The organism is Streptomyces sp. NBC_01431 (assembly GCF_036231355.1).
Taxonomy (GTDB): domain Bacteria; phylum Actinomycetota; class Actinomycetes; order Streptomycetales; family Streptomycetaceae; genus Streptomyces.
This window is the reverse complement of the sequence record NZ_CP109496.1, coordinates 1,133,427-1,158,562: the sequence shown is the minus strand read 5'-3', so window position 1 is coordinate 1,158,562 and position 25,136 is coordinate 1,133,427. Positions and strand designations below refer to the sequence as shown.

Below are 25,136 nucleotides of genomic sequence, written 5' to 3'. Positions count from 1 at the left end.
CGGTGACAGGCGGGCGCATTCGCGATCGCACGCCACACGAACAGTGTGCCGTCACGCCGTGGACATCCGCGACGCGTGCTCGCCGCCGCCCGGCCTCACGGGGCGGGGCGGAGCGTAAAAGGCAGCCCAGGCATCTCCCGCCGACGGGCGAACTTCCGTCTCCCGCCTGGCCTGGCAGCCGGCGTTGTCGCGTCGCGCGCGCATCGCTCCGGCGGGTTTTACACTGATGTGCGGAGCACTCGGGGCAGTCGACGGCCGGTCCCTTGGGGGCCGGCGGGAAGCGGGCACCCATGGCTGAGCGACTCAAGAGCTCAGGACTGGTCGGCGAGCTTTCAGCCGAATTCGCCGGCACGATGATCCTCATCCTCTTCGGTTGTGGTGTGGTGGCTCAGGTAGTCGCCGGTGGCGCCCTCACGAATCCGGTGGGCGGCCTGGGAAACCACGACAGCATCGCCTGGGCCTGGGGCCTCGGCGTCACCCTGGGCGTCTACGTCGCGGCGAGGCTGAGCGGTGCTCACCTCAATCCCGCGGTGACGGTCGCGCTGGCGACGTTCAAGGGTTTCCCGTGGAGCAGGGTCGCTCCCTACGTGGTGGCCCAGACGGCCGGCGCGTTCGTGGCAGCCCTGATCGTGCGGTGGAACTACACCGAGGCGCTGGCGAAGGCGGACCCCGGCCACACCATCAAAACGCAGTTCGTCTTCTCCACGCTGCCGGCCAACGGCAACACCAATCTGCCGGTCAGCGAATGGGGCGCGCTGCGTGACCAGATCATCGGCACGGCGATCCTGCTGCTGCTGATCATGGCGATCACGGACGTGCTCAACACGCCCCCCGGCGCCAACCTGGCCCCGTTCATCATCGGCCTGGTCGTCGTGGCGATCGGCATGGCGGTCGGCACCAACGCGGGCTACGCGATCAATCCGGCACGTGACTTCGGCCCCCGCCTGGCCAGCTTCCTGACTGGCTACGGCGGAGCGTGGCGCGATCAGTACGGGCACTTCTACTTCTGGGTGCCCATCGTCGGTCCGCTGATCGGCGGTGTCCTGGGAGCGGCTCTGTACAAGTTCTTCATCGGCTGGTTCCTGCCGACGGCCGAGCCGGAGCCCGCTGGACGGATCCCGACTCCGGACGAGAGCTGACCAGGCCCTGGAGCGGCCGCGATCCGGCCCACCTCGCAGAAGTGGCTCCAAGAGAGGCGGCATCCCATGGCTGACTTCGTCGGCGCTGTGGACCAGGGAACAACCAGCACCCGTTTCATGATCTTCGATCATGCCGGCAGCGAGGTGGCGAGGCACCAACTGGAGCACTCCCAGATCCTCCCGCGCTCGGGGTGGGTCGAACACGACCCGGTCGAGATCTGGGAGCGCACCAACTCGGTGATCCAGAACGCCCTCCGGCACGCAAACCTCTCCGGGTCCGACCTGGAGGCCATCGGCATCACCAACCAGCGGGAGACGACCGTCGTATGGGACCCCCGCACGGGGCGTCCCTACTACAACGCCATCGTCTGGCAGGACACCCGTACCGACTCCATCGCGGCTGCCCTGGAACGCTCGGGTCAGGGCGATGTCATCCGCCGCAAGGCAGGACTGCCGCCGGCCACCTACTTCTCCGGCGGCAAGATCCAGTGGATTCTGGAGAACGTCGACGGAGTCCGCGAGGCGGCTGAGCAGGGCCATGCCCTCTTCGGCAACACCGACTGCTGGGTGCTGTGGAACCTCACCGGCGGCCCCGACGGCGGCATCCACGCCACCGACGTGACCAATGCCAGCCGCACCATGCTGATGGACCTGGAGACCCTCGACTGGGACGACGAACTGCTGGGCTTCTTCGGCGTTCCCCGGGCGATGTTGCCCACCATCAAGCCGTCCTCCCACCGGGAGGCGTTCGGACAGACCCGTACGTCCCGGCCGTTGCGAGCCGCCATCCCCATCACAGGGGTGCTCGGCGACCAGCAGGCAGCCACCGTCGGGCAGGTCTGCTACGCCCCGGGCGAGGCCAAGAACACCTACGGCACTGGCAACTTCCTGGTGCTCAACACCGGTACCGAACTCGTGCGGTCCCAGCACGGTCTGCTCACCACCGTGGCCTACCAGTTCGGCGACAGCCCGGCGATCTACGCGCTCGAAGGCTCCATCGCCGTCACCGGCTCCGCGGTGCAATGGCTCCGCGACCAGCTGAAGATCATCACTGACGCCGCCGAGAGCGAACGCCTGGCGCGTACCGTCGAGGACAACGGCGGGATCTACTTCGTCCCGGCCTTCTCCGGTCTGTTCGCCCCGTACTGGCGCTCCGACGCCCGCGGCGCGATCGTCGGCCTCGCCCGCTACAACGACAACGGCCATGTGGCGCGGGCCACCCTGGAAGCCATCTGCTACCAGAGCCGCGACGTGGTGGAGGCCATGGAGCAGGACTCCGGTGTCCACCTCGACGTGCTCAAGGTCGATGGCGGCGTGACGGCCAACGACCTGTGCATGCAGATCCAGGCCGACGTCCTCGGCGTTCCGGTCAGCCGCCCGGTCGTCGCCGAGACCACCGCGCTCGGCGCCGCCTACGCCGCCGGTCTGGCCACCGGCTTCTGGCGCGACACGGACGAACTGCGCACCCACTGGCAGGAGTCCAAGCGCTGGGAGCCCCAGTGGTCCGAGGAACAGCGCGCGGAAGGATACGCGGGCTGGAAGAAGGCGGTGGAACGCACGCTCGACTGGGCCAAGGTCGAATAGGTTCCGGCCCCGAGCGACCGACCGGGCTCCAGGACGTCACCGCGGGAGCCCGGTCGGGGATCGCGGTTCACTCCTGTCGTCCCGGCTCCAACTAGCCGTATGGGCACGTATATGCAGGGCCGTATCGGCGTGATCCGATACGGCCCCTGCTCGTTTTCCGCCATGGAGGCCATCGGCCGGTGGCGGGCGGCACATCATGGAATGTGGCTGTATGGGTAGGCGATGCTTGTTCGTGAGGATGGGGCGAGCCGGGTGCGAAGGGGCGTGTGATGGCTCTGTTGACGGCGGGGGCGCTGGAGCCGAGTGGTCAGGGGTGGCTCCAGGCCGGTGAGTTCGGACTGGCCTTCCTGCTCTCCGCGGCCATCGGTCTGGAACGGGAGATCCGTCAGAAGGCCGCGGGGCTGCGGACGTACACCACGGTGGGCGTGGGCGCGGCCCTGTTCACCCTGGTCAGCAAGTACGGGTTCAGTGATGTCCTGCACGTCGGGACCATCCAGCTCGACCCCTCGCGGGTGGCGGCCCAGATCGTGTCCGGGGTCGGCTTCATCGGCGCCGGGGTGATCTTCGTGAACCGCGGCTCGGTCCAGGGACTCACCACCGCGGCCACGATCTGGCTGGCGGCCGCGGTGGGCGCGGCCGCCGCCGCGGGGCTGCCCCTGCTCGCCGTCCTGGCGACCGCCGCGTACTTCGTCGCGGCCTACGCGGTCCGCCCGCTGGTGCACCGGTTGCCCGCCATGCGGTCGCTGGCGCTGAACTTCCGGATCGCGTACGAGCAGCGGCCGGGGCTCCTCCAGGAGCTCCTGGAGCAGTGCGAGCGCGGCGGGTTCACGGTCGGCGGGCTGCAGATGCTCAGGGCGGGCGGCACGGGAGACGTGGCCGAGGTCCTGGTGTCGGCGGTGGGCCGCGGCGACCCGGGCGTCCTGGCGGCCCGGTTCGCCGACGTGGCGGGTGTGGTGGCCTGTAGTCGCGACGGCTACGAAGACGAGTGAGCCCACCCGCGCAGGGCGCTCCTCCCGGCCCTGCGGGTGGCCACGAAGCCAAGCGCGACGGCCACGGTGATGGCCACGATGTGCTCGTGGCCCGCCAGGTTCGGCTTCTGGAAGGACCTGACGACGGTCGGCCCGACGGCGCACAGGAACAGGACGGGCGCCCGCTTCACGGTGGCGATGTGGGCGAAGAGACCGACCACCGCGGCGGAGGCCCCGGTGTCGATGACGTGCGCCGCCTCGGGCGGTAGCCCCCACCAGCCGGGCCCGACCGCGATCAGGACGCGAGCGCTGAGCGTGCCGGCGAGCGAGACGGCGTACGCCACCACCACGGTCCGGGCGGGGCCGAGCAACAGCTGGGCCAGCGCGACCCCGAGGAACAGGACGGGTATGCCCGGCCAGGCAGGCAGGTCGCGGGCGGGGACGAACAGGGAGAGCGGGGTGCGCAGCACAACGACGGGGAGCGACACGTCGCCCCGGACGTGCGAGGTGAGCCGCACGAGAGTCGCGCCGGTCGGCGACTGGTCCACCGCATGCAGAACGAGCACCGCCGCGGATGCGAGGAACGCCAGGAGGATGCCGGACAGGCCGCGCCGCACCACTTCGCGCACCGGCGCGACGATGATGGCGCGGAACTCGCGGAGCAGATTCCGTCCGAGGAAACGTGCGAAGCGTCTGAGGCTGCGTTCGCCCGCGCCGGGCGGCCGGGCCTGCGGGACCGCAACAGGCCGCCACATGTCAGAGGAGGCCGGTTGCGGCCCCACCTCCCGCACCCGGGCTTCCGTGTCCCCGCGCACCCTCGACCCCCAGACCAGCTCCGGCCAGGGACTCCCCACCGACCTCCGGAAGATCCTGCCATGGGGCACACCCGGCCGAAGGGCCGCCCCCTGACCCATTCGACCGGGTCTGCGGCGCCTTGTCGCGGGCGCGTAGATCAGTAAATGCTGTCCTGTAATGCGCCCTTTCCTGCTCAAATCGATAACGCGGCCACCCGATGGGGTGTGAATGGCGTATGCGGCATAACTCATCCGGTGTGTTCGCCGTTGTTGGCGGTGCGGGCGAGTGTCCCGCGACAGACTCCGGAAGGCAGGAACCCATGAAACGGGTTGCCATGAAAGGCTTGGTCACTGTGGTGGCCACGGGCGGTGTGCTGGCCGCGACCGGTTATGCGTACGCGGACTCGACCGCCGCCGGCGCTGCTGAAGCCTCCCCGGGATTGCTGGCGGGCAATGCCATCCAGCTGCCGGTGGACGTCCCGGTCAACGCGTGCGGGAACACCGTCGACGTGCTCGGGCTGCTCAACCCCGCCGCGGGTAACAAGTGCGCCAACGACTCGTCCGCGCACCACGGCGACAAGTCGGAGAAGTCCGGCTCGTCGAACTCCGTCAACGGCGGCGGGGCCTCCGCGGAGGGTGAGGCGAAGGATTCGCCCGGGGTGCTCTCCGGCAACGGCCTCCAACTGCCCATCGATCTTCCGGTGAACATCAGCGGGAACTCGGTCAACGTCGTCGGGATCGGCAACCCGGCCTTCGGCAACAAGGCCGTGAACCACTCCGCGCCGCGTCCGGACCACCCCGCCGCGCCGACCGCGCCCCCGGTGAGGTCGATCCCGGCTGCGCCCGCCCCGGCCGAACCGGCCGCCCCGGTCGTCTCGGCGGAGGGCGCGACCCTCGCGCACACCGGTTCCGACGGCGTCGGCTTCGCCGCTCCCGCGTCCGCCGTCCTGCTCGTCGGCGGCTCGCTGCTCTACCGGCGGTTCCGTAACGTCGGCCAGTAACGCGACCGATGTTCCCCTGGCCCCGGCCCTCAGGCCGGGGCCATCGTCGTGCCGGTCCGGGAACAAGGGTGACTCGTCCGGGCGTTGGGCAGACAAGCGGGGTACGGCTTCGTACGAGCGGCGAACGCGACCGCATTGGGGGCGGATGGCGTGATGGAGCAGACGGCCTGGCAATTCCCGGACGACCGCGGGCACGTGTCGACCGCGGCGGCCCGCCCGTACCGCGTGGTGGCCTACATACAGGCCGGCGCCACGCTCTGGGACCTGGGGCTCCGTCCCGTGGCGGTGTTCGGGTCCTTCCACGACGGCGCCGAACCCGATCCCGCCAAGTCCGGCGCGCTGCCGCGGACCGAGGTCGGCTACCTGGGGGCGGGCGCGGACCTCGGCGTCGAGGCGCTGCTGGGCGCCGGACCGGACCTGGTGGTGGCCGTTGCGTACGGTGGCGGCCAGGTGTACGGGCTGGATCCCGAGGTCGCCAAGCATCTGGAAGAGCAGGTCCCGCTGGTCGTTCTGGACGTGGGAGCGTCCCGCACACCGGCCCAGGTGCGGGCCCGATTCGCCGATCTCGCACGGTCGTTGGGGGCGGCCCCCGAGGACACCGCGGAGCTGGAAGCCGCCGAGGACCGCCTGCGGGCGGCCGCCGCGCGGGCTCCCGCGCCCCGCGTTCTCGCCCTGTCCGCCGCGGGTCCCGACCAGGTCCACCTCGCGAGGCCCCGGGCCTGGCCCCAACTGCTCGACCTCGCGGCGTACGGCGTCGCCCTGGTCGAGCCGGAGGGGGGCACCGGAACCAACTGGTCCACGACCGGCTGGCACGAAGCGGCCGAACTGCGCCCGGCCATCGTCCTCGCCGACGCCAGGTCGAACGCGGCCGCGCCCGACACGCTGCGGGCCAACCCGTCGTGGCGCGCCCTGGAGGGCGGAGCCCGCGTCCTCGACTGGAACCCGGAGTCTCCATGCAGCGCCCGTGCCCAGGCGGCGTTCCTCAAGCTGGTTGCCCAGGCACTGGAGACGGCTTGAGCGGCCGGTCCGATGGGGGGAGAGAACGTCCAGGTTCGGCCAAAGGCGACGAGGGGCGGGTCAACACCGGTGTGTACTGGGCAGGTTAGCCACCTACTCAGTCAGGAGGGACCGAGAATGAGCGCGCCCGCCCGTGTGCCCCTCGACCCGTTCGGTGCGGACATAGCCGCCGAGAGCGCCCGCCTGCGCGCACTCGGGCCGATCGTGCCCGTCACGCTGCCGGGCGGCATCCCCGCCTGGGCACCAACCGGTTACGACACCCTCAAGACTCTGATCCTCGATCCGCAGGTGAGCAAGGACCCCCGCAAGCACTGGTCGCTCTTCCCGGAGCTGGACCAACACCCCGGCTGGGCCTGGGTCCTGGGCTGGGTCGGCGTGGTCAACATGCTCTCGACGTACGGTCCCGACCATGCGCGGCTACGCAAACTGGTCGCCCCCAGCTTCACGGCCCGGCGCACCGAGGCGATGCGGGGCCGGGTCGAGGCGATCACCGCCGAACTCCTCGACGGCCTCGCCGAAACGGCTGCCAGCGGTGGGCCGGTCGATCTCAAGGCGGGTTACGCATACCCGCTCCCCATGCGCCTCATCTGCGAACTCTTCGGCGTGCCGGACCACTTGACCGAGGCCACCGGCCGGTTGATCGCCGCCATCATGGACACCTCGGACCCGAGCCCCGAGCACGGCGCGTTCGTACAGGAGCAGATCGCCACCGTCCTGGGCGCCCTCGTCGCTGCCAAGCGGGAGCGGCCGGGCGACGACATGACCACCGAACTCATCAAGGTGCGCGACGACGACGGCGACCGGCTCAGCGAGCAGGAACTGGTCCACACCGTGCTCCTGGTCATCGGCGCCGGGTTCGAGACGACCGTCAACCTCATCGGTAACGCGATCGTGGCGCTCCTGGACCGGCCGGGGCAGCTCGCGGCCGTCCGCTCGGGCGCGACGACCTGGGACGCCGTGGTCGACGAGACGCTGCGCGTCCAGCCGTCGATCGCCAATCTCCCCCTGCGGTTCGCGGTCACGGACGTCACGGTCGACGGAGTCACCATCCCGGCGGGCGACGCCATCGTCACCACCTACGCGGCGGCGGGCCTCGACCCGGCGCACTACGGCGCCGAGGCGGACTCCTTCGACGCCGCGCGCGGCGCCGACGACCATCTGGCCTTCGGTATCGGAGTGCACCGCTGCATCGGCGCCCCGCTCGCCCGGATGGAAGCCCTGACCGCCCTGCCGGCGCTCTTCTCCCGCTTCCCCGACCTCGAACTGGCCGTCAAGAGCGCGGAGTTGAAGCAGGTTCCGTCGTTCATCGCGTGCGGCTGGCAGGAGATTCCGGTACGGCTGGGGGCGTAGCCGGGCCCACCACGACCGGCGACCAGACCCCCTCGACGGCCTGCCGGGGGCGCCCGTGCCGTCGGCAGGGAGGGTCCACACGTCGCTCTCGCGGCCCCACAGCGAACCGGCGCACCTCGCGGCGACCGCCGGTCGAGCACGACGGCATGCGAGGACGTCGGCGTGCGAGCGCGAGGGCGTGCGAGCGCGGCGCCCCCCGGGCCGACTCCGCACGCGCAGCGCGGTGTCACCGGCGGCGTGGAACCGGTCGTCCGTGGGGCAGCCGGCGGGCGCCCCGCGGCGCGCCGAGTGTCCGGCGGCCGATGCACACGGGGGCCCGCGTCCCGGAAGCAGGGCCGGGTCCGTCGAGGCGGGGTGGGGCGGGGGTGGTGGGGTGACTGTGAAAGGGCCAACTCCGGTATCTAGATTGGCTGTTGACGCAGCGCCGCACCTCCAGGATTCCAGGAGACACATCCGTGACCGAGAACCCCGCACCCGCCTCGACGCCCGACCACGTGCGCGAGCGCATCAACACCGCGCAGCCGCACACCGCCCGGATCTGGAACTACTGGCTCGGCGGCAAGGACAACTACCCCGTCGACCGCGAAGTCGGCGACCAGATCCGCGCGCTCCACCCGGGCATCGGCGACTACGCGCTCGCCGACCGGCTGTTCCTGGGGCGGGCCGTGCGCCATCTGGTGGCCGACCGGGGTGTGCGTCAGTTCCTCGACGTCGGCACCGGGCTGCCCACCGCCGACAACACCCATGAGGTGGCCCAGCGGCTCGCGCCCGAGGCCCGGATCGTCTACGTCGACAACGACCCCCTGGTCCTCGCACACGCCCGTGCTCTGCTCACCAGCGCTCCCGAGGGGCGTACGGACTACCTCGACGCCGACCTTCGCGACACCGGCGCCATCCTGGAACACGCGGCGAAGACCCTCGATCTGACGCAGCCGGTCGCGCTGATGCTGCTCGGCGTCGTCATCTTCATCCCGGACGAAAACGAGGCGATCCGCCTCGTGCGAGATCTGATGAGGGAACTTCCGGCAGGCAGCCATCTAGTGCTCTCCCACACCATCACCAGCCCGGCCATGCCGGATGTGGACGCCGCCGTGGCGTTCTGGAACGAGCACGGCACGCCCAGGCTGACCCAGCGCACCCCGGATCAAATCGCCCGGCTCTTCGAGGGACTTGAGCTCCTTGAGCCCGGGGTCGTCTCGTGCTCTCGATGGCGCCCGGAGACGGGCGAGGGGGCACTGCCTGCCGAGGTGGCGATGTACGGCGGCGTCGCCCTCAAGCGCTGACGCGGCGGCATCCGGCCGTCGTCTCATGGGCGGGGCCGCCCCGGCGCGGGCGCCCCGCCACCATGCAGGCTGCCCACGAGGACGAACAGCGCCTCTTCGTTGCCCGCGAGGCCCGCGAGCGCCAGAGCCTCGTCCGCCTCGGCGATGACGCCCTCCAGGGCGAGCGGGGCCTGCGGCCCGCCCGCGGGTGCGTCGAGGGCGGCGCGCACGGTACTGAGCAGCCGCAGATAGGCCTGGGCGGCGGAGCGTTCATGGGACGTCATCACAGCGGTGGCGGTCATCGGCAGCCTTCCCTCGGCAGTACGGGCTCACCGTTCACGATGCCGTACGCCACTGACAATCGGCCGTCACGGCCCCGATGACGCGCGGTCCGCCGGGCCGGCCGCTGTGTCCGACGCCCTCAGCCCACCAGCCGCAACGCCGTGTCCGCAACGCCCACAGTGACCGACTGACCCCAGGTCAGTTCCAGTGTGTCGCCCTCCATGCCGTCGCCGAACGCGACCAGGCGGTCGGACTCCACAGTGATCCGCAGACGTTGCGAGCGGGACAACTCGCCGTCGACCAACGACGTGCCGGTGACGGGGGAGGGCCATGCCTCGCGCACGAACCACACCAGGCGGGGATCCGCGCGCGACGGCAGGGCGCAAGGGCTCTCGCGCTGGAGCCACAGCGAACGCAGCCAGCCGGTGGCTCCCGTGCCCGTGCCGATCAGGACGCCGGACGAGGCCTGCGCTTCCACTTTGGTGGCGCTTCCGGCGGCTGCGGCGATGCGGTAGCGGGCGGTCTGATGGCCCGGGGCGCCGAGGTAGATCTCGTTGAGCGCGAGCAGCCGCTGCTCGTCGTCGGTGACCGCCTCCACCATGGTGAGCTCCTCGACCCCGCGGTCGCGCGAGAGGGCGGCGGGCAGCAGCGCCGCCGCGGCGTCCGGCCGGTGGCGCACCAGGACGCCGGGGTTGCGCCCCGGCTCGGTGTCGATGCCGATCACCGGCTGTCCCGACAGGTACTTGGCGGCGTTGGCGACCAGACCGTCCTGTCCGACCACCACGACCACGTCCTCGGGGGCGAACAGGAAGCGGTCGAGGTCGGCGCGCTCGACCCGGGCCTGGCGCCACTGCGACGGCACCGCGGCCGACACATCGGCGAGGGCCCGTAGCACTCGCTGATGGCGTTCGGCGACCTCGCGGATCTCCCGTCCCCGCGAGGAGAGGAAGAACTCCGCCTGGCCGTGTGTGCCGTGCCGGGTCAGCAACTCCTCGTATTCCGAGGTGCGATGGACGAGCACGGCCCGCGGTGCCAGGCTCACGACCGCTCCCCCCGGCCCAGCCGGGAGACCAGTTCGGTGAGGACGTCGGGGGACAGGGTGAGGCTGTCGATGCGGGGCAGGTTCTCGGCCAGCCGGGTCACGGCCAGGGCGTGCAGCGTGGCCGGGTCCGCCTCGCCGTGAACCTGGAGCCAGGCCGCCTGGGCGGCCGCCCGCGCCTCGCCCGACGCGCGGGCCGCCTCCGCCTCCGCCTGGGCGAGCCGCACCGTGCGGGCGGCCTCGGCTTCGGCGCGCACCGCGTCCGCCGCCGCTTCCTCCTCGGCCTCGCGGCGCGTATTGGTGCCGCGCTGCTCCACCAACTCCTCCTCCCGCCGGGCGAGTTCGATGCGGCTGGCGAGTTCGTTCTCGGCGATGGCCCGCTCGCGCTCCACGGCCACGGCCCGCCGCTCGTACGTCGCCCGGTCCGCCTCCTGCTGGATCTGCTCCCGCGCCGGCGTCCGCAACGCCCGCTCCACCTCCGGCTCGGGGCGGATCGCCACGACCCGTACGGCCACCACCTCGATGCCGGTCGCGGGCAGCCGGGCCTCCGCCGCGAGACCGTCCGCGACCCGCTCCCGTACCGCGGCCACGCCGTCGGCGAGCGCGGCCGCCAGCGGGGTGCGGGCGAGCACGTCGAGGGCGTGCTGCTGGGCCGTCTCGGTGAGCAGCGTCGACAACTGGTCCAAGGGGTCGCCCCGCCAGATGCCGGTGTCCGGGTCGATGGAGAAGTCGAGCCGGTCGGCGGCCCGGCCCGGCTCGCTGATCCGGTAGGTGACGGTCGCCTGCACGGTGACGTCCTGGAAGTCGCAGGTACGGGCGTGGAAGGCCATGGCCAGCTCCCGGTCGTTGACCGGCACTTCGGACAGCGCGGCGCTCAGGGGCCGGAACCAGAAGCTCAGCCCCGCGCCGTCGTGGGCGGTGACGCCGTTCCTGTGGTGCCGGACGTGAGCGGTGGGCGTGGAGCGCAGATGGCGCCAGCCGAAGCGCCGGGAGATGTCGGCCATGACGGAACCTCATTTCTTTTCGTCTCAGTGACGATATGGCCGCGAGGGTTTATCGTCAAGATGACGTGAATGAGGGAAGGGCGGCCCTTCTGGCGTGAGTTGAGCCGGGTGGTCGCGCGGGGCGGGGGTGGCCGGATTCAAGGCGGGCTCGTCGGATGGCCTACGGAAAGTCAAGGGATGGTCATACGTGGTGATGGTGGTGTCGGTGTGACGAAGCGAGCGGCTCAATATCATCTGATATTGGGTTAATTCATGGCCGTGTGGTCTACAGATCAGGGGTCCGCTGGATGAGCGACGGGAGCAGGCAATGCGGGACATCAGCCGAAGGGGATTGCTTGGCGCGGGACTTGGGGCGGTTGCCGCGGCGGGGCTCGCGGGCTGCGGCTCGACGGGCGATGGCGGCGCCGAGCGGCCGGGCGTACCGGCCTCCGGCCAGGGACCGGCGAAACCCGCAAAGCAGCAGGCCAGGCTCATCGGTGACGGGTCGACGGCGGACACCGGCAAGCAGCCCAACCAGCCTGACAGGCCCGTCCCGCTCGAACCCGGCCAGACCCCGCCGCAGTTCGTGATCTTCTCCTGGGACGGCGCCGGCGAGGTCGGCAACGGCCTCTTCCCGCGCTTCCTCGAACTGGCCAGGAACCACGGCGCGGGCATGACGTTCTTCCTGTCCGGCCTCTACCTGCTGCCGGAGTCGAAGAAGAGCCTCTATCGGCCGCCGAACAATCCCGTCGGCGCCTCCGACATCGGATACCTCACCGATCAGCACCTCAAGGAGACGCTGAAGTACACCCGGCAGGCGTGGGCCGACGGACACGAGATCGGCACACACTTCAACGGCCACTTCTGCGAGGGTCCGGGTTCCGTCGCCAACTGGACCGCCGCCCAATGGCGCAGCGAGGTCGACCAGGCGGTCGACTTCGTCACCGAATGGCGCACCAACACCGGCTGGCACGACGCCGACCCGCTGCCCTTCGACTACCGAAAAGAGCTCATCGGCGGCCGTACGCCGTGTCTGCTCGGCCGGGACAACCTGCTGCCCACCGCGAAGGAACTGGGCTGGCGCTACGACGCCTCCTCGCCAGGCGGCCGCCAGAAGTGGCCCGACAAGCGCCAGGGCGTATGGGACCTTCCGCTCCAGGGCATTCCGTTCCCCGGGCACTCCTTCGAGGTCCTGTCGATGGACTACAACATCCTCGCCAACCAGTCGAAGAACACCACCAAGGGCATGCCGTACCGCTATCCCGGCTGGCGGGAACAGGCCACCGCCTCGTACCTCCAGGGCTTCAGGCGCGCGTACGAGACGAACCGCGCGCCCTTCTGCATCGGCAATCACTTCGAGGAGTGGAACGGCGGCATCTACATGGACGCGGTCGAGGAGGCGCTGAAGGGGATGGCGGGAAAGAAGGACGTACGCCTGGTGTCGTTCCGCCAGTTCGTGGACTGGCTGGACGTACAGGACCCGAAGGTCCTCGACAGGCTCCGCACCCTGGAGGTCGGTCAGGCGCCTCCGGGCGGTTGGAACGCCTTCTTCAAGGCAGCCTGAGCCGGAGGTGTCAAGGTGGCATCGAAGGTGTGGAGTTGACATCCGGGGCGCCGGCGATCACTCGTTCGGGCGCCCGGCGCCGCATTTTGCCTGGATTCCGGCCTGACCGCCGCACCCTGCGGCGATGTACGCCGTCAAGTGCAACACGCCGGGGGTGGCGGCGCGGTCCGGGTGCCGCCGGGAGGCGGGCGCGCGGGGCGCGGGGTCTGCTGGGCCATCGGAGCCCCAGTACTCACAGCGGAAAGCGGCCCACGGCGCAGCCGGGGCGGAGGGAGCAGACCATGCGTGAACTGCGAGCGGAAGCCGTTCCCGACCCGGCGGAGGCCCGCGGCGCCCTCTTGTGGCACGTCATGAGCGCCGACGATCCCACCACGCTGTGCGGACGCACTCTGGGCAGGCAGGAGGCGGCGACGCCGACGAAGCCCGAGCTGACCGACGCCGACCGGTACTGCGAGGACTGCATGGCGGCCTGCTGAGCCCGACGGCTGAGAACGCGGGCCCGCACGTGCGGGGTTCACCTCGGGGTCGCGTCAACCGCCTTGCCGTGCACGGGAGTTGATGCGCGAGGTACGGACGGCGCGCACCTGACGCGTGGTCCGCGTGGTCCGCGTGGTTCTGGTGGTTCAGGTCGTTCCGGTGGTTCATCCGGGTCAGGCGGGTGGCTCCGGCCGTTCGGGCTCCGTCGTGCGCGCACGCATCAGAGGGGCCGTGGCCAGGGCGGCGAGGCAGAGCCAGAGTGAGGCGAGCAGCCAGCCGCCCAGCACATCGCTCGCCCAGTGCACGCCGAGGTAGATCCGGGACAGGCCGACGGCGGCCGCCCAGAGCAGGAGCAGCGCGACCGTCATGTGCGCGGCTGAGGTACGGGAGCGGGTCAGCACCGCCCAGGCGAGCAGTCCGGCGGTGATCGCGCTCGTGGTGGTGTGGCCCGAGGGGAAGGAGTGACCGGAGGCCGTGGTCGCCCAGTCGAGGGCGGCCGGGCGGGGCCGGGCGACGGCCGCCATCAGGCCGTACCGCAGTGCCTGGCCGAGGGCGAGCACCGCGAGGGCCCCGGCAGCCGTGTACCAGCGCCGTGCGCCGGGACCTCCGGCTACCAGGCCCGCGACGGCGGCCAGGACGTAGGGGAGGGGCCCAGTGCCGGTCGCCGTGACGGCGCGGGCGGTGACCAGGGCGACCGGCGGGCGGTGCTGGAGGGGCCATCGGTGCAGGGCCAGGTCGCCCGGCAGCGGCGCCCCGTGCCGCACGGCGACCAGTGCCGTGAGCAGGGCGAGCAGGAGAAGCAGCACGCAGGCCGCCGTGCCCGTGCGTCGGGCCTTCGTCATCGAGCGGTCACCAGCGGCCGCAGCCTGGTGTCGGCCAGTCTTTCCACGATGGGTGCGGACCGGCGGGCCGCCGGGGCGAGAGCGGCGGCGACGGCCGTGCCGACCAGCAGACCGATCACCACGTCGTGCGGATAGTGCGCCCCGATCCAGACCCGCGACGCGCCCATCAGGAGGGCTGCGGGGACCGCGATCGTGCCCAGCGTCCGGTCGGTGAGCAGGATCGCCACCGCCGCGGCGGCCGCGATCGCCGCGTGGTTGCTGGGGAACGACCAGTCGCCGAGCGGCGGGCAGGCCTCGACGGTCACGGTGTGCAGCGTCTGACACGGGCGCTGCTCGTGGACGGCCACCTTGAAGAGGTCGTTGACGACGTAGGCCGCCACCACGATCAGCGGAGCGGCGAGCGCCAGGGCGGTGCGGGCGCTGTCGAGCGGTCGGGCCCGCCACCAGGCGAGGACCATCAGCACGGCGAACAGCGCGAGCCCGAAGTCCGACCAGAGGGAGATGGCGGTGTCCAGCGGGCCGGGCGCGCGGTGCGCCAGGCCGGTGATCCAGGTGTAGAGCCCGTCGTCGAAGTGCATCAGCCGGCGTCCTCGGGGGTCGTACGGGCCCGGCGGGCGCGCAGGACTTCCAGCGCGACGGGGGTGAGCGAGACCGCCACGACCAGCGCGACGAGCGGCAGCAGATACCGGTCGATGTTCGGCACGGACGAGCCGAGCGCGTAACCGCCGAGGATGAGCGCGCAGGTCCAGACGGCCCCGCCGACGATCTGCCAGAGAGCGAAGACGCGGGCCGGTACGCCGAGGGCGCCCGCGAGCGGGTTCAGCACCGTACGCACGATGGGCACGAAGCGGGCCAGCACGATCGCCTTCGCGTGGCCGTACTTGGCGAGCAGTTCCTCGGCGCGGGCGGCGCCCTCGTGCAGCTTGCGGGACTTGCTGCGGGCGAGCAGGGCCCGCCCGCCGCGGCGGCCGATCCAGTACCCGGCCTGGGCGCCGACGAGGGCGCCCACCACCGACGCGATCAGGACCTGCGGAAGCGAGAGCGACACCGGCCCGTTGCCGCCGGGCACGCACAGCAGGCCCGCGGTGAACAGCAGTGAATCGCCGGGCAGGAAGAAGCCGACGAGCAGACCGGTCTCGGCGAAGAGCACCACGGCGATGCCGAGCGCGCCGAACGTGGCCAGCAGCGACCCGGCGTCGAGGACGTTCACGGCCTGCGGCGCCGCGGCTGCGAACAGGGGTACGACGGCCATGTCAGTGGGCCCTCCCATAATGGTGGTCGGGCCGTACGTCCTGCGGATGCGCACGGCCCGGCTGACTACAGTGACGTAGACGGTCTACAGCACTGTAGACGAATGAAGCGGGAGGAGCGTTCCATGACTGCCATGGGAGAAGGCGAGCACGGGGACGCGCGACGGCCCGCGGGCGGACTGGAGGCCGGTGTCCTCGCGGCCCTCTGGGCGGCCGACGCCCCGCTCACTCCCGGCGAGGTCCAGTCCGCGCTCGGCGGCGACCTGGCCCGCACCACCGTGACGACGATCCTCACCCGCCTCTACGAGAAGGGCGCGGCCACCCGTCAGCGCGCCGGGCGCGGCTACGCGTACACGCCCACCGAGGACGCGCCGGGGCTCACCGCCCGCCGCATGCACACCGAGCTGGCCAAGGAGGAGGACCGCTCCACGGTGCTCGCCCGATTCGTCTCCCAGCTCAGCGACGCGGACGAGCAGCTGCTGCGCGCGCTCCTGGAGGGCTCCGGAGGCGACGGCCGATGATCTTCTTCGTCTGGATCCCGTTCCTCGTGCCGTTCCTCGCGGTGCCCGCCGCCCGTCGGCTCGCCGAGGCGCTGCCGCCGCGGCCCGCCGCCTGGCTGCTCGCCGTCGCGGCCACCGGACTCGCCGCCTGCTCGACCGCGGCCCTCGGCCTGCTCGCGCTGGCCGGTGCGCTGCGACTGCCGTTCTTCGCCTCGCTGGAAAACCTGGTGGCCCCGCTGGACGCGCTCCCGGCCTGGCTCGCCTTCCCGGCCGCGGCCACCGCGGCCGGGCTGTTCGCCGTGGCGGGGACCGCGCTGGTCCGCACCGCCCGCCGTCAGTTCGCCGAACTGCGCGCCGCCCGGCGGCAGTTGGCGCCCGGGACCGGCGAGCTCGCCGTACTGCGCGACCCGAGCCCCGACGCGTACGCGCTGCCCGGCCGCCCCGGTCGGATCGTCGTCACCACCGGGATGCTGCGCGCCCTCGACCCCGCCGAGCGGGAAGCCCTGTTCGCCCACGAGCGGGGCCACCTCGTCGGCCGCCACCACCTGTTCCTGGCAGCCGCCGAGCTCGCCGCGCACTGCCACCCCGCGCTGCGCGCGCTGCGCGATCCCCTCGCCTACGCCCTGGAGCGGTCCGCCGACGAGTACGCCGCCGGAGCTGTCGGCGACCGCAAGCTCGCCGCGCGCGCCATCGGCCGCGCCGCCCTCGCCTCGCGGGCCGTCGCCGCCCCTGGCCGCCCGCGCGCGGTCCTCGCCGCGGCGGCCGGACCGGTGCCACGCAGGGTCGCCGCCCTCCTGGACCGCCGCCCCGCACCCAGGCTGCCCCGTGGGCGCGGCGCCCGGCTGATAGCGGCCGTCGTCCTCGGCTGCCTGTGCGTCTCGGCCGCCTCGGCGATCGAGGCGGCCGCGGATCTGCACGGCGGCATCGAGACTGCCCAGGGTGAGACCGGCCACCGCTAAGCGCTCCGCTGGAAGCTCGGTTCGAAATCCGCGGGCGATCCGTGGCCGGTCGCGCGGTTCCCCGCGCCCCTTACCGGCGGTTCCCCGCGCCCCTTGGCGGCCGCGCCATCGCGCCGGGCTTGGGCGAGCCCACACAGGGCCGTCCCGGCTGGGAGGATCCGCCCGGTCCCGGGCGGGGGCGCGCGTAATGGGGCCACGCGCTTCCGGCTACGCCCGGCCCCGGCTACGCCCGGCCCCGGCTACGCCCGGCCCCCGGGCGCGGGGCGTCCCCGTACGGCACTCCGACCCGGGCAGCGCCCGCGCCTCGTGCGGCGCTGACTCCGACCGCGCCCGTGACCCGTACGGCTCAGCAACACTGCGGGTCGGCGCCGTGCGCCCCGGAGAGTGGGTCCCGAGCCCATTGCCCCACGCCCCGGGAGAAGCCATGACCTGCCTCAGCCGACGTGACCTCGGACTGCTCGTCCTGCGGGCCGGCACCGGTGCGGTGCTGATGGCGCACGGCGCCCAGAAACTGTTCGGCTGCTTCGGCGGCAGCGGGCTCGAAGGCACCGCCGCCGCCATGGAGCACATGGGCTTCCGCCCCGGCAGGCAGAGCGCGATGGCGGCCGGGCTCGGCGAGATGGGCGGCGGCGTCCTGCTGGCCGTCGGCCTCGCCACCCCGGCCGCCGGGGCCGCGGCGGCCGGAGCCATGGCGGGCGCCGTCGCCGTGCACGCACCGGCCGGATTCTTCAGCCAGGGCGGCGGCTTCGAATACCCGGCGTTCCTCGGTTTCACCGCGGCCGCGATCGGCCTCACCGGCGCGGGTCGCTACTCCCTCGACCACGCCACGGACCACGTGGTCGACCAGCCCTGGACCGTCGCGCTGGCCTTCCTCGGCAGCGCCGTGGCGGCCGCGGCGGTGGTCGGCCGCCGGGCCAGGGAACAGGCCCAGGCCGAGGTGGAAACCTTCGACTGAGCCGGGGCCCGACTGTCGCGCCGGGTCGAGGCTGGGCCGCCTGCCGGACTGTTGCGCTGGGCCGGGCCGGGCCGCCTCCGGGATGTCGCGCTGGGCCGGGGCCGGGCCGCCTGCCGCCCCGGTGATCCGGAGTCGTACCCTGTCAGACGTTGGCGCGTACCCCGCCCTGGGCCGCGACCCTCTGTCCGGCAGGAGTGTGACGCTGTGCTGCGCACCATGTTCAAGTCCAAGATCCACCGTGCCACCGTGACCCAGGCCGACCTCCACTACGTGGGCTCGGTCACCGTCGACGCCGAGCTGATGGAGGCGGCCGACCTGCTGCCCGGTGAACTCGTGCACATCGTCGACATCGACAACGGCAACCGCCTGGAGACGTACGTCATCGAGGGCGAGCGGGGCTCCGGCGTCATCGGCATCAATGGTGCCGCCGCCCATCTCGTGCACCCCGGCGACCTGGTGATCCTCATCAGCTACGCCCAGGTGGACGACGCCGAGGCCCGCACGCTGCGGCCCAGCGTGGTGCACGTGGACGCCGACAACCGGATCGTGGAGCTCGGCAGCGACACCTCCGCGCCGGTACCTGGCAGCGACCAGCAGCGCAGCCCGCACGCCCGGATACCCGCCCCCCAGGGCTGAACCGGCCGCGGCGGCCGTCAGCAGGAGAGGACCCAGTACGCATGGCAGAGTTCCGAGACGACCGCTCCAAGGGTGTTCGGGAGGCGTTCGAGCACGGTGAAGCGGTCCCTCGCTTCGGCTGCTTCACGCTCGACGCGAAGCCGGAGCTCTGGTGAACGTCCTCGCGCTGCTCCACACTTCCCCGGTCCACGTTCCCGTCTTCGAGGCCCTGCGCGACGAGGACGCCCCGGGCCTCGAACTGCGCCACCTGGTGCACGAGCAACTGCTCAGCCAGGCACGGGAGTTGGGGCCGGAGGCCGTGGCCGGGTCCGTCGAGAGCATCCTCGCGGCGGCGGTGGCCCAGGGCGCGGACGCGGTGCTGTGCACGTGTTCCACCATCGGCGCGGTCGCCGAGGCCGCGTCGGTGTCGCTCGGCGTCCCGGTGCTCCGTGTCGACCGGCCGATGGCCGCGGCCGCCGTAGCCCGGGGCTCCCGCATCGCGGTGGTGGCAACCGTGGCGTCCACCCTGGAGCCGACGACGGCGCTGATCCGCGAGGAGGCCGGGGAGCGGCCCGTCGCGTTGCGTACGGTCCTCGCGGAAGACGCCTGGGCGCACTTCGAATCGGGTGACCCGGACAGCTACGTCGCGGCTGTCGCGGAGACGCTGGACGCACTGACGGACGTCGATGTCATCGTCCTCGCCCAAGCCTCGATGGCCCCCGCCGCCGCCCGGACGACGACCCAGGTCCCGGTTCTCTCCAGCCCCCGCCCGGGGCTGCGGGCGGCGGCCGCCGCAGTGCGCTGAGAGAACGCTGTGGGCAGCGGTCGGCCGCCTCGCCGCTGTGCCCGCCGCCGAGAGTCACACCCGGACGGGTTGAACCGGCGGGCGCCGGGCACGCGCGCAGGTGAAGCTGAACGGAGACTCCAGGAGGCCGACCATGCACGACCCGACCACGAGCGATCCGACCATGGGCGATCCACACGCGGGACCCGCCATGCACGACCCCGTTGTGAGCGGTCCGTACCCGGGGCCCGTGGCGCATGACCCGACCACGAACGATCCGCCCGCGGGACCCGCCATGCGCGACCCCCGTCCCCGCCGCGCCGCGAACAGTGAGCCCACACACTTCGCCGTCCCCGGCCTTTCCGTCCCGCACCCCGAGCCCACGCCGCCGTGGCCCTCGCCGCTTCCCGACCCCGAACCCGGGCCGCTGCCCGGTCCGCCGGGGCCCGACCCCGCGCCTCCGGCACCCGGGCCCGACCCCAAGCCTCCGGCACCCGGGCCGGACCCCGTGCCGCCGAAGCCGGGGCCCGACCCCGATCTGCCGGATCCGGTGCCCCAGCCGCCCGGCCCGGAACCCGTGCCACATCCGCCGCAGCCCGAACCGGCCGGCTGAAGCGCGGCGGAGTCGGCCCGCTGAAGCCGCCGTTGATCAGCCGGCGCCGACCTCGGAGCGGTCCCCGCCCCACAGCGTGTGGAACGACCCCTCCCGGTCGGTGCGCCGATAGGTGTGCGCGCCGAAGAAGTCGCGCTGGCCCTGAGTGAGCGCCGCCGGGAGGCGCTCGGCCCGCAGCGCGTCGTAGTACGCGAGGGCCGCCGAGAAGCCGGGCGCCGGCACGCCCTGCCGGGTCGCCGCCACGACCACCGCGCGCCAGTCGTCCTGCGCCGCCCCGATCTCGTCGGCGAAGCGCTTGTCCGAGAGCAGGCTCGGCAGGTCGGGCTGCGCGTCGTAGGCGCCCCGGATCCGGTCGAGGAACGCGGCCCGGATGATGCACCCGGCGCGCCAGATCGCCGCGACCGTGCCCGGATCCACGTTCCAGTCGTACGTCTCGCTGCCCGCCTGGATCTGGTGGAAGCCCTGGGTGTACGACACGATCTTCGAGGCGTACAGCGCCTGCTCCACCTGCGCGGCGAAGGCGGTCGCCTCGGCCTCGCTCAGGGCGGTGGCCGTCGGCCCCGCCAGGGAGCGGGCCGCCTCGCGCAGCTCGGCGTGGCCCGAGAGCGAACGGGCGAACACCGCCTCGGCGATGCCCGACACCGGGACGCCGAGGTCGAGCGCGATCTGCACCGTCCAGCGGCCGGTGCCCTTCTGCTCCGCCCGGTCCTCGACCACGTCGATGAACGGCTTGCCGGTCGCCGCGTCGACATGGGCGAGCACCTGTGCCGTGATCTCGATGAGGTAGGAGTCGAGACGCCCGGTGTTCCACTCCTTGAACGTCTCGGCGATCTTCTCGGGGGAGTAGCCCGCGACCGCGCGGAGCAGGTGGTACGCCTCCGCGATCAGCTGCATGTCGGCGTACTCGATGCCGTTGTGCACCATCTTCACGAAGTGGCCCGCGCCGTCGGGGCCGACATGGGTGACACACGGCGTGCCGTCCGGGGCCTTCGCCGCGATCCGCTCCAGGAGCGGGCCGAGCGACTCGTACGACTCGGCCGGGCCGCCCGGCATGATGCTCGGCCCGTGCAGTGCGCCCTCCTCGCCGCCCGAGATGCCGGCGCCCACGAAGTGGATGCCCCGCTCGCGCAGTTCGCGCTCGCGCCGACGGGTGTCCTCGAAGTGCGCGTTGCCGCCGTCGATGATGACGTCGCCCGGCTCCAGGAGCGCTGCGAACTCCTGGATCACCGCGTCCGTCGGCTCGCCCGCCTTGACCATGACGACCAGCCGGCGCGGGCGTTCGAGGGCCGCCACGAAATCCTCGGCCGACTCCGCCGCCACGAACGTGCCCTCGGCACCGAACTCCTCCACCAGCGCCCGGGTCTTGGCGGCCGTCCGGTTGTGAACGGCGACGGTGAATCCGTTGCGGGCGAAGTTGCGGGCGAGGTTGCGGCCCATGACCGCGAGTCCGGTGACGCCGATCTGGGCTGTTCCACTCATGCGTGTGCTCCTGGATCCTCGGGGTTCGCGGGCCATGTGCGTGCGCCACGGCGCGCACTCCCGCCCACAGTACGTAACACGCCACGTCACGGCGCGGCGTCGGGAGTCCCGACCCGCCGGGCTGGAGGGACCGCCCGCGCTGAAGCCCTCCCTCCGCTTGCCCAACCCCTTGTCATGGCCTCTTCGCAGCCCCTATTTTGGCGGCTCTTGATGCCTTCGAGGGGGACTCATGGCCTTACGCGGCCGGCACCGCCGGTATCAGCCGAGCCGGATCAACCGAGCATCGTTGACGGTCACGGCGGGCGGTGCGGGAATCGCGCTCCCGCTGGTCGCCGTGGGTACCGCGGACGCCGCTTCCGTCGACATCTGGAACAAGGTCGCGGCCTGCGAGTCCACCAACAACTGGCACATCAACTCGGGCAACGGCTACTACGGCGGGCTCCAGTTCAGCCAGTCGACCTGGGAGGCGTACGGCGGCCGTCAGTACGCGCCGCGCGCGGACCTGGCCACCCGGGACCAGCAGATCGCGATCGCCGAGAAGGTCCTCAAGGGGCAGGGGCCGGGCGCGTGGCCCGTCTGCTCGGCCCAGGCGGGTCTCACCCGGGGCGGTGCGGCCCCGCAGCTGAGCACCACCACCCAGCACCGCACCGAGATCAAGCCCCAGGCCGCGCCGAAACCGGCGCCCCGGCCCGCCGCCGCGAAGAAGCCCGAAGCCGCGAGCCCCACCAAGGTCCCGGGCAAGCGGCACTCGTACACCGTCGTGCACGGCGACTCGCTGGCCAAGATCGCCGAGAGCGAGCAGGTCCGGGGCGGCTGGGCCCAGTTGTACGCCGCGAACCGCACGGTCGTCGGCGCCGACCCCGACCTCATCCGTCCCGGCCAGCACCTGACCGTGCCCGGCGCGGCCCCCGCGAAGCCGGCGGCTCCGTCGAAGCCGACGGTGCCCGCGTCCCGGGCGCCCGCCAAGGCCCCGTCCGCCAAGCAGCCCGCGACGAAGCCCGCCGCCAAGTCCGCCGGCTTCACCGCCCCGGTCGTCGCGAGCCCGAGCACCCCGTACCACAAGGCGGGTTCGTCGTGGGCGAGCGGCTACCACACAGGCGTCGACTTCCCGGTCTCCACCGGCACCACCGTCAAGGCGGTCACCTCGGGCACGGTCGTCGAGGCCGGCTGGGGCGGCTCCTACGGATACCAGGTGGTGATCCGGCACCACGACGGCCGGTACAGCCAGTACGCGCACCTCTCGGCGCTCTCCGTGAAGGCCGGTCAGCAGGTCAACACCGGTCAGCGGATAGGGCGTTCGGGGTCCACCGGCAACGCGACCGGGCCGCACCTGCACTTCGAGATCCGGACCGGACCGGCGTACGGGTCCGACGTCGACCCGCTGGCCTACCTCAGGGCGGGCGGCGTCACCGTCTGATCCGGCTGCGCCCGGTGCTCGGCGGGGCCGGGCGCCGGGGGTATGCCCTGGGCCGGGACGCCCTCGTGGCGACCCGCGCTCAGCCGTTCCGTGGTGAGCAGGATCAGCCCGCCCGCGGCCACCACGCCGAAGCCGAGGGCGATCGCGGTGCCCGCCGTTCCGTACCGGAAGGATTCGCCGAACAGGGTCAGGCCGATGGCCGCTGCGACCACCGGGTTGACGACGGTGACCGTCGCGAGCGGCGCCGCGAGACCCGCGCCCCGGTAGGAAGCCTGCGAGAGCAGCAGGCCCGAGAGCGCGAAGCCGGCTATCGCGAAGAGGCTGGGCAACTCGGCCAGTGACGGCTCCGACTGCCAGTCCTGCGCGACGGACTTGGTGAACACCGAGGCCATGGCGAAGGCGCTGCCGGCCGCGGTGGCGAGCAGAACACAGCGGGTGGCCGACCGGCGCAGGGCCTTGGACGCCACGAAGAGCGCGGCGACCCCACCGAACCCGGCCGCCGCCAGGACGAGTCGCTGCCCCATCGCGAGCGCGTCCGCGTCCACGCCCCGGGTCAGCGCCAGCAAGCCGGCCAGCCCCACGGTGGCCATCACGGCGCCGCGCCAGGCGGTCGGGCCCGCCCGGCGGTGGATCAGTACGGCCGACATGGGCAGTGCGAACACGATGGTGAGCGCGCCCATCGGCTGCACCAGCGTGAGCGGGCCACAGGCCAGGGCCGCCACGTGCAGGCCGGCGCCGAGGCCGTTGAGGGTGACCGAGCCCCACCACGCCGGGCGGCGTACGGGGGCGTACACGCTGCTCGGGGCGGACGCGGCGACGCGCTCCTGAACGATCGCCGCGGCCGCGTAGGCGACGGCGGAGACCAGGGACAGCAGCACGGCCAGGACAAGGGCGCTCATAACTCCACGATGTCTCGTTGCGGACCCCGTGTCGTCGTCCCTGAGCACCGATTGCCGTGTACTCCAGAAGGAGTAGGGGCGTACGACCAAAGTCGTCACAGATATCGGACTTTCAGTAAAAGCGCAGCTCAAAAGGGCCGTCAAGAGGCATGGAAGATCACCCTCCGGTTGGGGCGGGTAGGCGTTGGGGCCGATCGCCCGTGCGCCGGGCGCACGGGGCGGGCGGCCGAGCGCCGACGGGTTCGTGCCACGCTGGCACGTACTGCCAGACCGACCGGCGTGAACGCGCCATGATCCCCACGAAGGGCAAGCGTCTTGACTCCTGAGGAATGGGCGGAGACCTCGTCGGTCGGCGGATTTTTCGCGCTCCGCACGGGCCACGCCACCCACTCGTACGTTGCGCTCGGCTCCCTGTACGCGGGGCGGACGGCGCCGCTCACCGACCGCATCGACACGGTGGCCGCCCGACTCGGCGCAGCCGAACGCCGGGCGGCCGCCTCCATCGCGCAGCTGGGCCTCGCCGCCCGGCTCTGGTCGATCGCCCTCGGCCCCGCCGTCCTGCACGGCGTACTGCCGGACCTCGCGCCGGACCGGCTGTACTGGGACGGCGGGCGGAGCTCGCCGGACGATCTGCTGCTCGATCCCGGTGCGCGGTCGCGCCAGGCCACCGTCGAAGGCCTCGTGGAGCTGGTGCTCGACGGTCACCTCGCCCCGCTCGCCGACGCGGTCCGCCGGGACACCGCGGTCTCGCACGGGCTGCTGCGCGGAAACGCCGGGTCCGCGCTCGCCGGAGCCGTGCGCGAACTCCACGCCTGGGCGCGGAAGACGAACCGTCCCGAGGTGGCGGAGCGGGCCCTGGCCCTGGGTGCCGAACTCCTCGCTCATCCCCAACTCGCGGACACGGGAACCCTGTTGGCGGGCGGGGCCTTCCGGCGCGGCAGCTGCTGTCTCTACTACCGCTGCCCCGGCGGTGGACTGTGCGGGGACTGCGTCTTCGAGCGACCGCCGCAGCCCTCTTCTCGGCGTACGGCGCCCGAGCGGCGGCACCCGTAGCAGCCGGGCGGAAGAGTGTCAGGATTCCTTGACAGTCCCATGCCTGTCAGGGCACCCTGACAGGCATGGGAGCTGAGGACACACCGGCCTCGCTGGCCGGACAGGTCACCAACAAGGACCCCGCCGTCGGTCTCGCGGCGGTCGTCGCGCTGCGCCGCCTCCTGGAGGAACTGGAGCGCGTCCACGTGGACAACGCCCGCGACCAGGGCTGGTCCTGGCAGAGCATTGCCACGTCGTTGCAGGTCAGCAGGCAGTCGGTGCACGAAAAGCATGCGAGCAGGCGCAAGGCCACGGGCAAGGAGGACTGAAG

The 25,136-nt window shown here is 72.3% G+C and carries 26 protein-coding genes; 17 read left to right on the top strand and 9 right to left on the bottom strand.

All coding sequences use genetic code 11. From position 1 onward, the window contains the following. Window positions 1-290 precede the first annotated feature (290 nt). The 3 genes from OG522_RS05550 to OG522_RS05540 all read left to right on the top strand — a co-directional run bounded on the left by OG522_RS05550 (window position 291) and on the right by OG522_RS05540 (window position 3,712). A complete protein-coding gene (locus OG522_RS05550; RefSeq protein ID WP_329461802.1) occupies window positions 291-1,139 on the top strand; it encodes an MIP/aquaporin family protein in 849 nt (282 codons plus the stop codon). Between the two features lie 66 nt (window positions 1,140-1,205). Further along, window positions 1,206-2,723 (top strand): glycerol kinase GlpK, encoded by a 1,518-nt coding sequence (glpK, locus tag OG522_RS05545; RefSeq protein ID WP_329461800.1) that lies wholly within the window; start codon window positions 1,206-1,208, stop codon window positions 2,721-2,723. Window positions 2,724-2,992: 269 nt separating this feature from the next. Then, entirely contained in the window at window positions 2,993-3,712 is a 720-nt protein-coding gene (locus OG522_RS05540; protein ID WP_329461799.1) for an MgtC/SapB family protein, read from the top strand. Here the strand turns inward: OG522_RS05540 and OG522_RS05535 are convergent. Beyond that, a complete protein-coding gene (locus tag OG522_RS05535; protein ID WP_329461798.1) occupies window positions 3,697-4,446 on the bottom strand; it encodes a hypothetical protein in 750 nt (249 codons plus the stop codon). The two genes, OG522_RS05540 and OG522_RS05535, sit on opposite strands and share 16 nt — an antisense overlap. Window positions 4,447-4,820: 374 nt before the next feature. Between OG522_RS05535 and OG522_RS05530 the strand changes: the two genes are divergently transcribed. The 4 genes from OG522_RS05530 to OG522_RS05515 all read left to right on the top strand — a co-directional run bounded on the left by OG522_RS05530 (window position 4,821) and on the right by OG522_RS05515 (window position 9,136). Further along, the gene (locus OG522_RS05530) at window positions 4,821-5,486 is read left to right on the top strand and encodes a chaplin (protein WP_329461797.1); all 666 of its coding nucleotides are present in this window, start codon (window positions 4,821-4,823) and stop codon (window positions 5,484-5,486) included. Between the two features lie 153 nt (window positions 5,487-5,639). Then, a complete protein-coding gene (locus OG522_RS05525; protein WP_329461796.1) occupies window positions 5,640-6,503 on the top strand; it encodes an ABC transporter substrate-binding protein in 864 nt (287 codons plus the stop codon). 117 nt (window positions 6,504-6,620) lie between these two features. After that, window positions 6,621-7,853, top strand: coding sequence for a cytochrome P450 family protein (locus OG522_RS05520; protein ID WP_329461795.1), 1,233 nt, complete (start codon window positions 6,621-6,623; stop codon window positions 7,851-7,853). A 455-nt stretch (window positions 7,854-8,308) separates the two neighbouring features. Then, window positions 8,309-9,136 (top strand): SAM-dependent methyltransferase, encoded by an 828-nt coding sequence (locus OG522_RS05515; RefSeq protein ID WP_329461794.1) that lies wholly within the window; start codon window positions 8,309-8,311, stop codon window positions 9,134-9,136. 23 nt (window positions 9,137-9,159) lie between these two features. Here OG522_RS05515 and OG522_RS05510 read toward each other — a convergent pair whose 3' ends face one another. The 3 genes from OG522_RS05510 to OG522_RS05500 all read right to left on the bottom strand — a co-directional run bounded on the left by OG522_RS05510 (window position 9,160) and on the right by OG522_RS05500 (window position 11,440). Next, a complete protein-coding gene (locus OG522_RS05510; protein ID WP_329461793.1) occupies window positions 9,160-9,417 on the bottom strand; it encodes a hypothetical protein in 258 nt (85 codons plus the stop codon). Window positions 9,418-9,536: 119 nt separating this feature from the next. After that, window positions 9,537-10,439, bottom strand: a complete 903-nt coding sequence (locus OG522_RS05505; RefSeq protein ID WP_329461792.1) for a hypothetical protein — start codon at window positions 10,437-10,439, stop codon at window positions 9,537-9,539. Beyond that, on the bottom strand, window positions 10,436-11,440 hold the full coding sequence (locus tag OG522_RS05500; protein WP_329461791.1) for an SPFH domain-containing protein: 1,005 nt from the start codon (window positions 11,438-11,440) through the stop codon (window positions 10,436-10,438). The genes OG522_RS05505 and OG522_RS05500 overlap by 4 nt, the downstream gene beginning before the upstream one ends. A gap of 307 nt (window positions 11,441-11,747) precedes the next feature. Here OG522_RS05500 and OG522_RS05495 point away from each other — a divergent pair, with 307 nt between their 5' ends. Both OG522_RS05495 and OG522_RS05490 read left to right on the top strand, forming a co-directional pair. After that, entirely contained in the window at window positions 11,748-12,983 is a 1,236-nt protein-coding gene (locus tag OG522_RS05495) for a hypothetical protein (RefSeq protein ID WP_329461790.1), read from the top strand. A 281-nt stretch (window positions 12,984-13,264) separates the two neighbouring features. Then, a complete protein-coding gene (locus tag OG522_RS05490; RefSeq protein WP_329461789.1) occupies window positions 13,265-13,459 on the top strand; it encodes a hypothetical protein in 195 nt (64 codons plus the stop codon). Window positions 13,460-13,633: 174 nt separating this feature from the next. Here the strand turns inward: OG522_RS05490 and OG522_RS05485 are convergent, their stop codons facing one another. Genes OG522_RS05485 through OG522_RS05475 form a run of 3 tightly spaced genes read right to left on the bottom strand, consistent with a single transcriptional unit; the run spans window position 13,634 to window position 15,554 of the window. Next, on the bottom strand, window positions 13,634-14,302 hold the full coding sequence (locus OG522_RS05485) for a phosphatase PAP2 family protein (protein WP_329461788.1): 669 nt from the start codon (window positions 14,300-14,302) through the stop codon (window positions 13,634-13,636). Beyond that, on the bottom strand, window positions 14,299-14,880 hold the full coding sequence (locus tag OG522_RS05480) for a phosphatase PAP2 family protein (protein WP_329461787.1): 582 nt from the start codon (window positions 14,878-14,880) through the stop codon (window positions 14,299-14,301). The genes OG522_RS05485 and OG522_RS05480 overlap by 4 nt, the downstream gene beginning before the upstream one ends. Further along, window positions 14,880-15,554 (bottom strand): DedA family protein, encoded by a 675-nt coding sequence (locus OG522_RS05475; RefSeq protein ID WP_329461786.1) that lies wholly within the window; start codon window positions 15,552-15,554, stop codon window positions 14,880-14,882. The genes OG522_RS05480 and OG522_RS05475 overlap by 1 nt, the downstream gene beginning before the upstream one ends. Window positions 15,555-15,677: 123 nt before the next feature. Between OG522_RS05475 and OG522_RS05470 the strand changes: the two genes are divergently transcribed. From OG522_RS05470 to OG522_RS05450, 5 genes are all read left to right on the top strand, one after another. Continuing rightward, window positions 15,678-16,073 (top strand): BlaI/MecI/CopY family transcriptional regulator, encoded by a 396-nt coding sequence (locus tag OG522_RS05470; protein WP_443074663.1) that lies wholly within the window; start codon window positions 15,678-15,680, stop codon window positions 16,071-16,073. Further along, entirely contained in the window at window positions 16,070-17,011 is a 942-nt protein-coding gene (locus OG522_RS05465; RefSeq protein ID WP_329461785.1) for a M56 family metallopeptidase, read from the top strand. The genes OG522_RS05470 and OG522_RS05465 overlap by 4 nt, the downstream gene beginning before the upstream one ends. 424 nt (window positions 17,012-17,435) lie before the next feature. Next, complete coding sequence (locus OG522_RS05460) at window positions 17,436-17,966, top strand: DoxX family protein (RefSeq protein WP_329461784.1); 531 nt, start codon at window positions 17,436-17,438, stop codon at window positions 17,964-17,966. A 204-nt stretch (window positions 17,967-18,170) separates the two neighbouring features. Beyond that, window positions 18,171-18,602, top strand: a complete 432-nt coding sequence (gene panD / locus OG522_RS05455) for an aspartate 1-decarboxylase (protein WP_329461783.1) — start codon at window positions 18,171-18,173, stop codon at window positions 18,600-18,602. 151 nt (window positions 18,603-18,753) lie between these two features. Next, window positions 18,754-19,386, top strand: a complete 633-nt coding sequence (locus OG522_RS05450) for an aspartate/glutamate racemase family protein (protein WP_329461782.1) — start codon at window positions 18,754-18,756, stop codon at window positions 19,384-19,386. Between the two features lie 628 nt (window positions 19,387-20,014). On the opposite strand, the gene gndA is transcribed toward OG522_RS05450, so the two are convergent. Then, window positions 20,015-21,457 (bottom strand): NADP-dependent phosphogluconate dehydrogenase, encoded by a 1,443-nt coding sequence (gene gndA, locus OG522_RS05445; RefSeq protein WP_329461781.1) that lies wholly within the window; start codon window positions 21,455-21,457, stop codon window positions 20,015-20,017. A 229-nt stretch (window positions 21,458-21,686) separates the two neighbouring features. On the opposite strand from gndA, the gene OG522_RS05440 reads away from it, so the two are divergent. After that, the gene (locus OG522_RS05440) at window positions 21,687-22,874 is read left to right on the top strand and encodes a transglycosylase family protein (protein WP_329461780.1); all 1,188 of its coding nucleotides are present in this window, start codon (window positions 21,687-21,689) and stop codon (window positions 22,872-22,874) included. Here OG522_RS05440 and OG522_RS05435 read toward each other — a convergent pair. Beyond that, window positions 22,844-23,773 (bottom strand): DMT family transporter, encoded by a 930-nt coding sequence (locus OG522_RS05435; RefSeq protein WP_329461779.1) that lies wholly within the window; start codon window positions 23,771-23,773, stop codon window positions 22,844-22,846. The two genes, OG522_RS05440 and OG522_RS05435, sit on opposite strands and share 31 nt — an antisense overlap. A 315-nt stretch (window positions 23,774-24,088) precedes the next feature. Between OG522_RS05435 and OG522_RS05430 the strand changes: the two genes are divergently transcribed. Next, window positions 24,089-24,826, top strand: coding sequence for a (2Fe-2S)-binding protein (locus OG522_RS05430; RefSeq protein WP_329461778.1), 738 nt, complete (start codon window positions 24,089-24,091; stop codon window positions 24,824-24,826). Window positions 24,827-24,891: 65 nt separating this feature from the next. After that, window positions 24,892-25,134: a hypothetical protein gene (locus tag OG522_RS05425; RefSeq protein ID WP_329461777.1), complete on the top strand. Its 243-nt coding sequence runs from the start codon at window positions 24,892-24,894 to the stop codon at window positions 25,132-25,134. Window positions 25,135-25,136 lie beyond the last annotated feature (2 nt).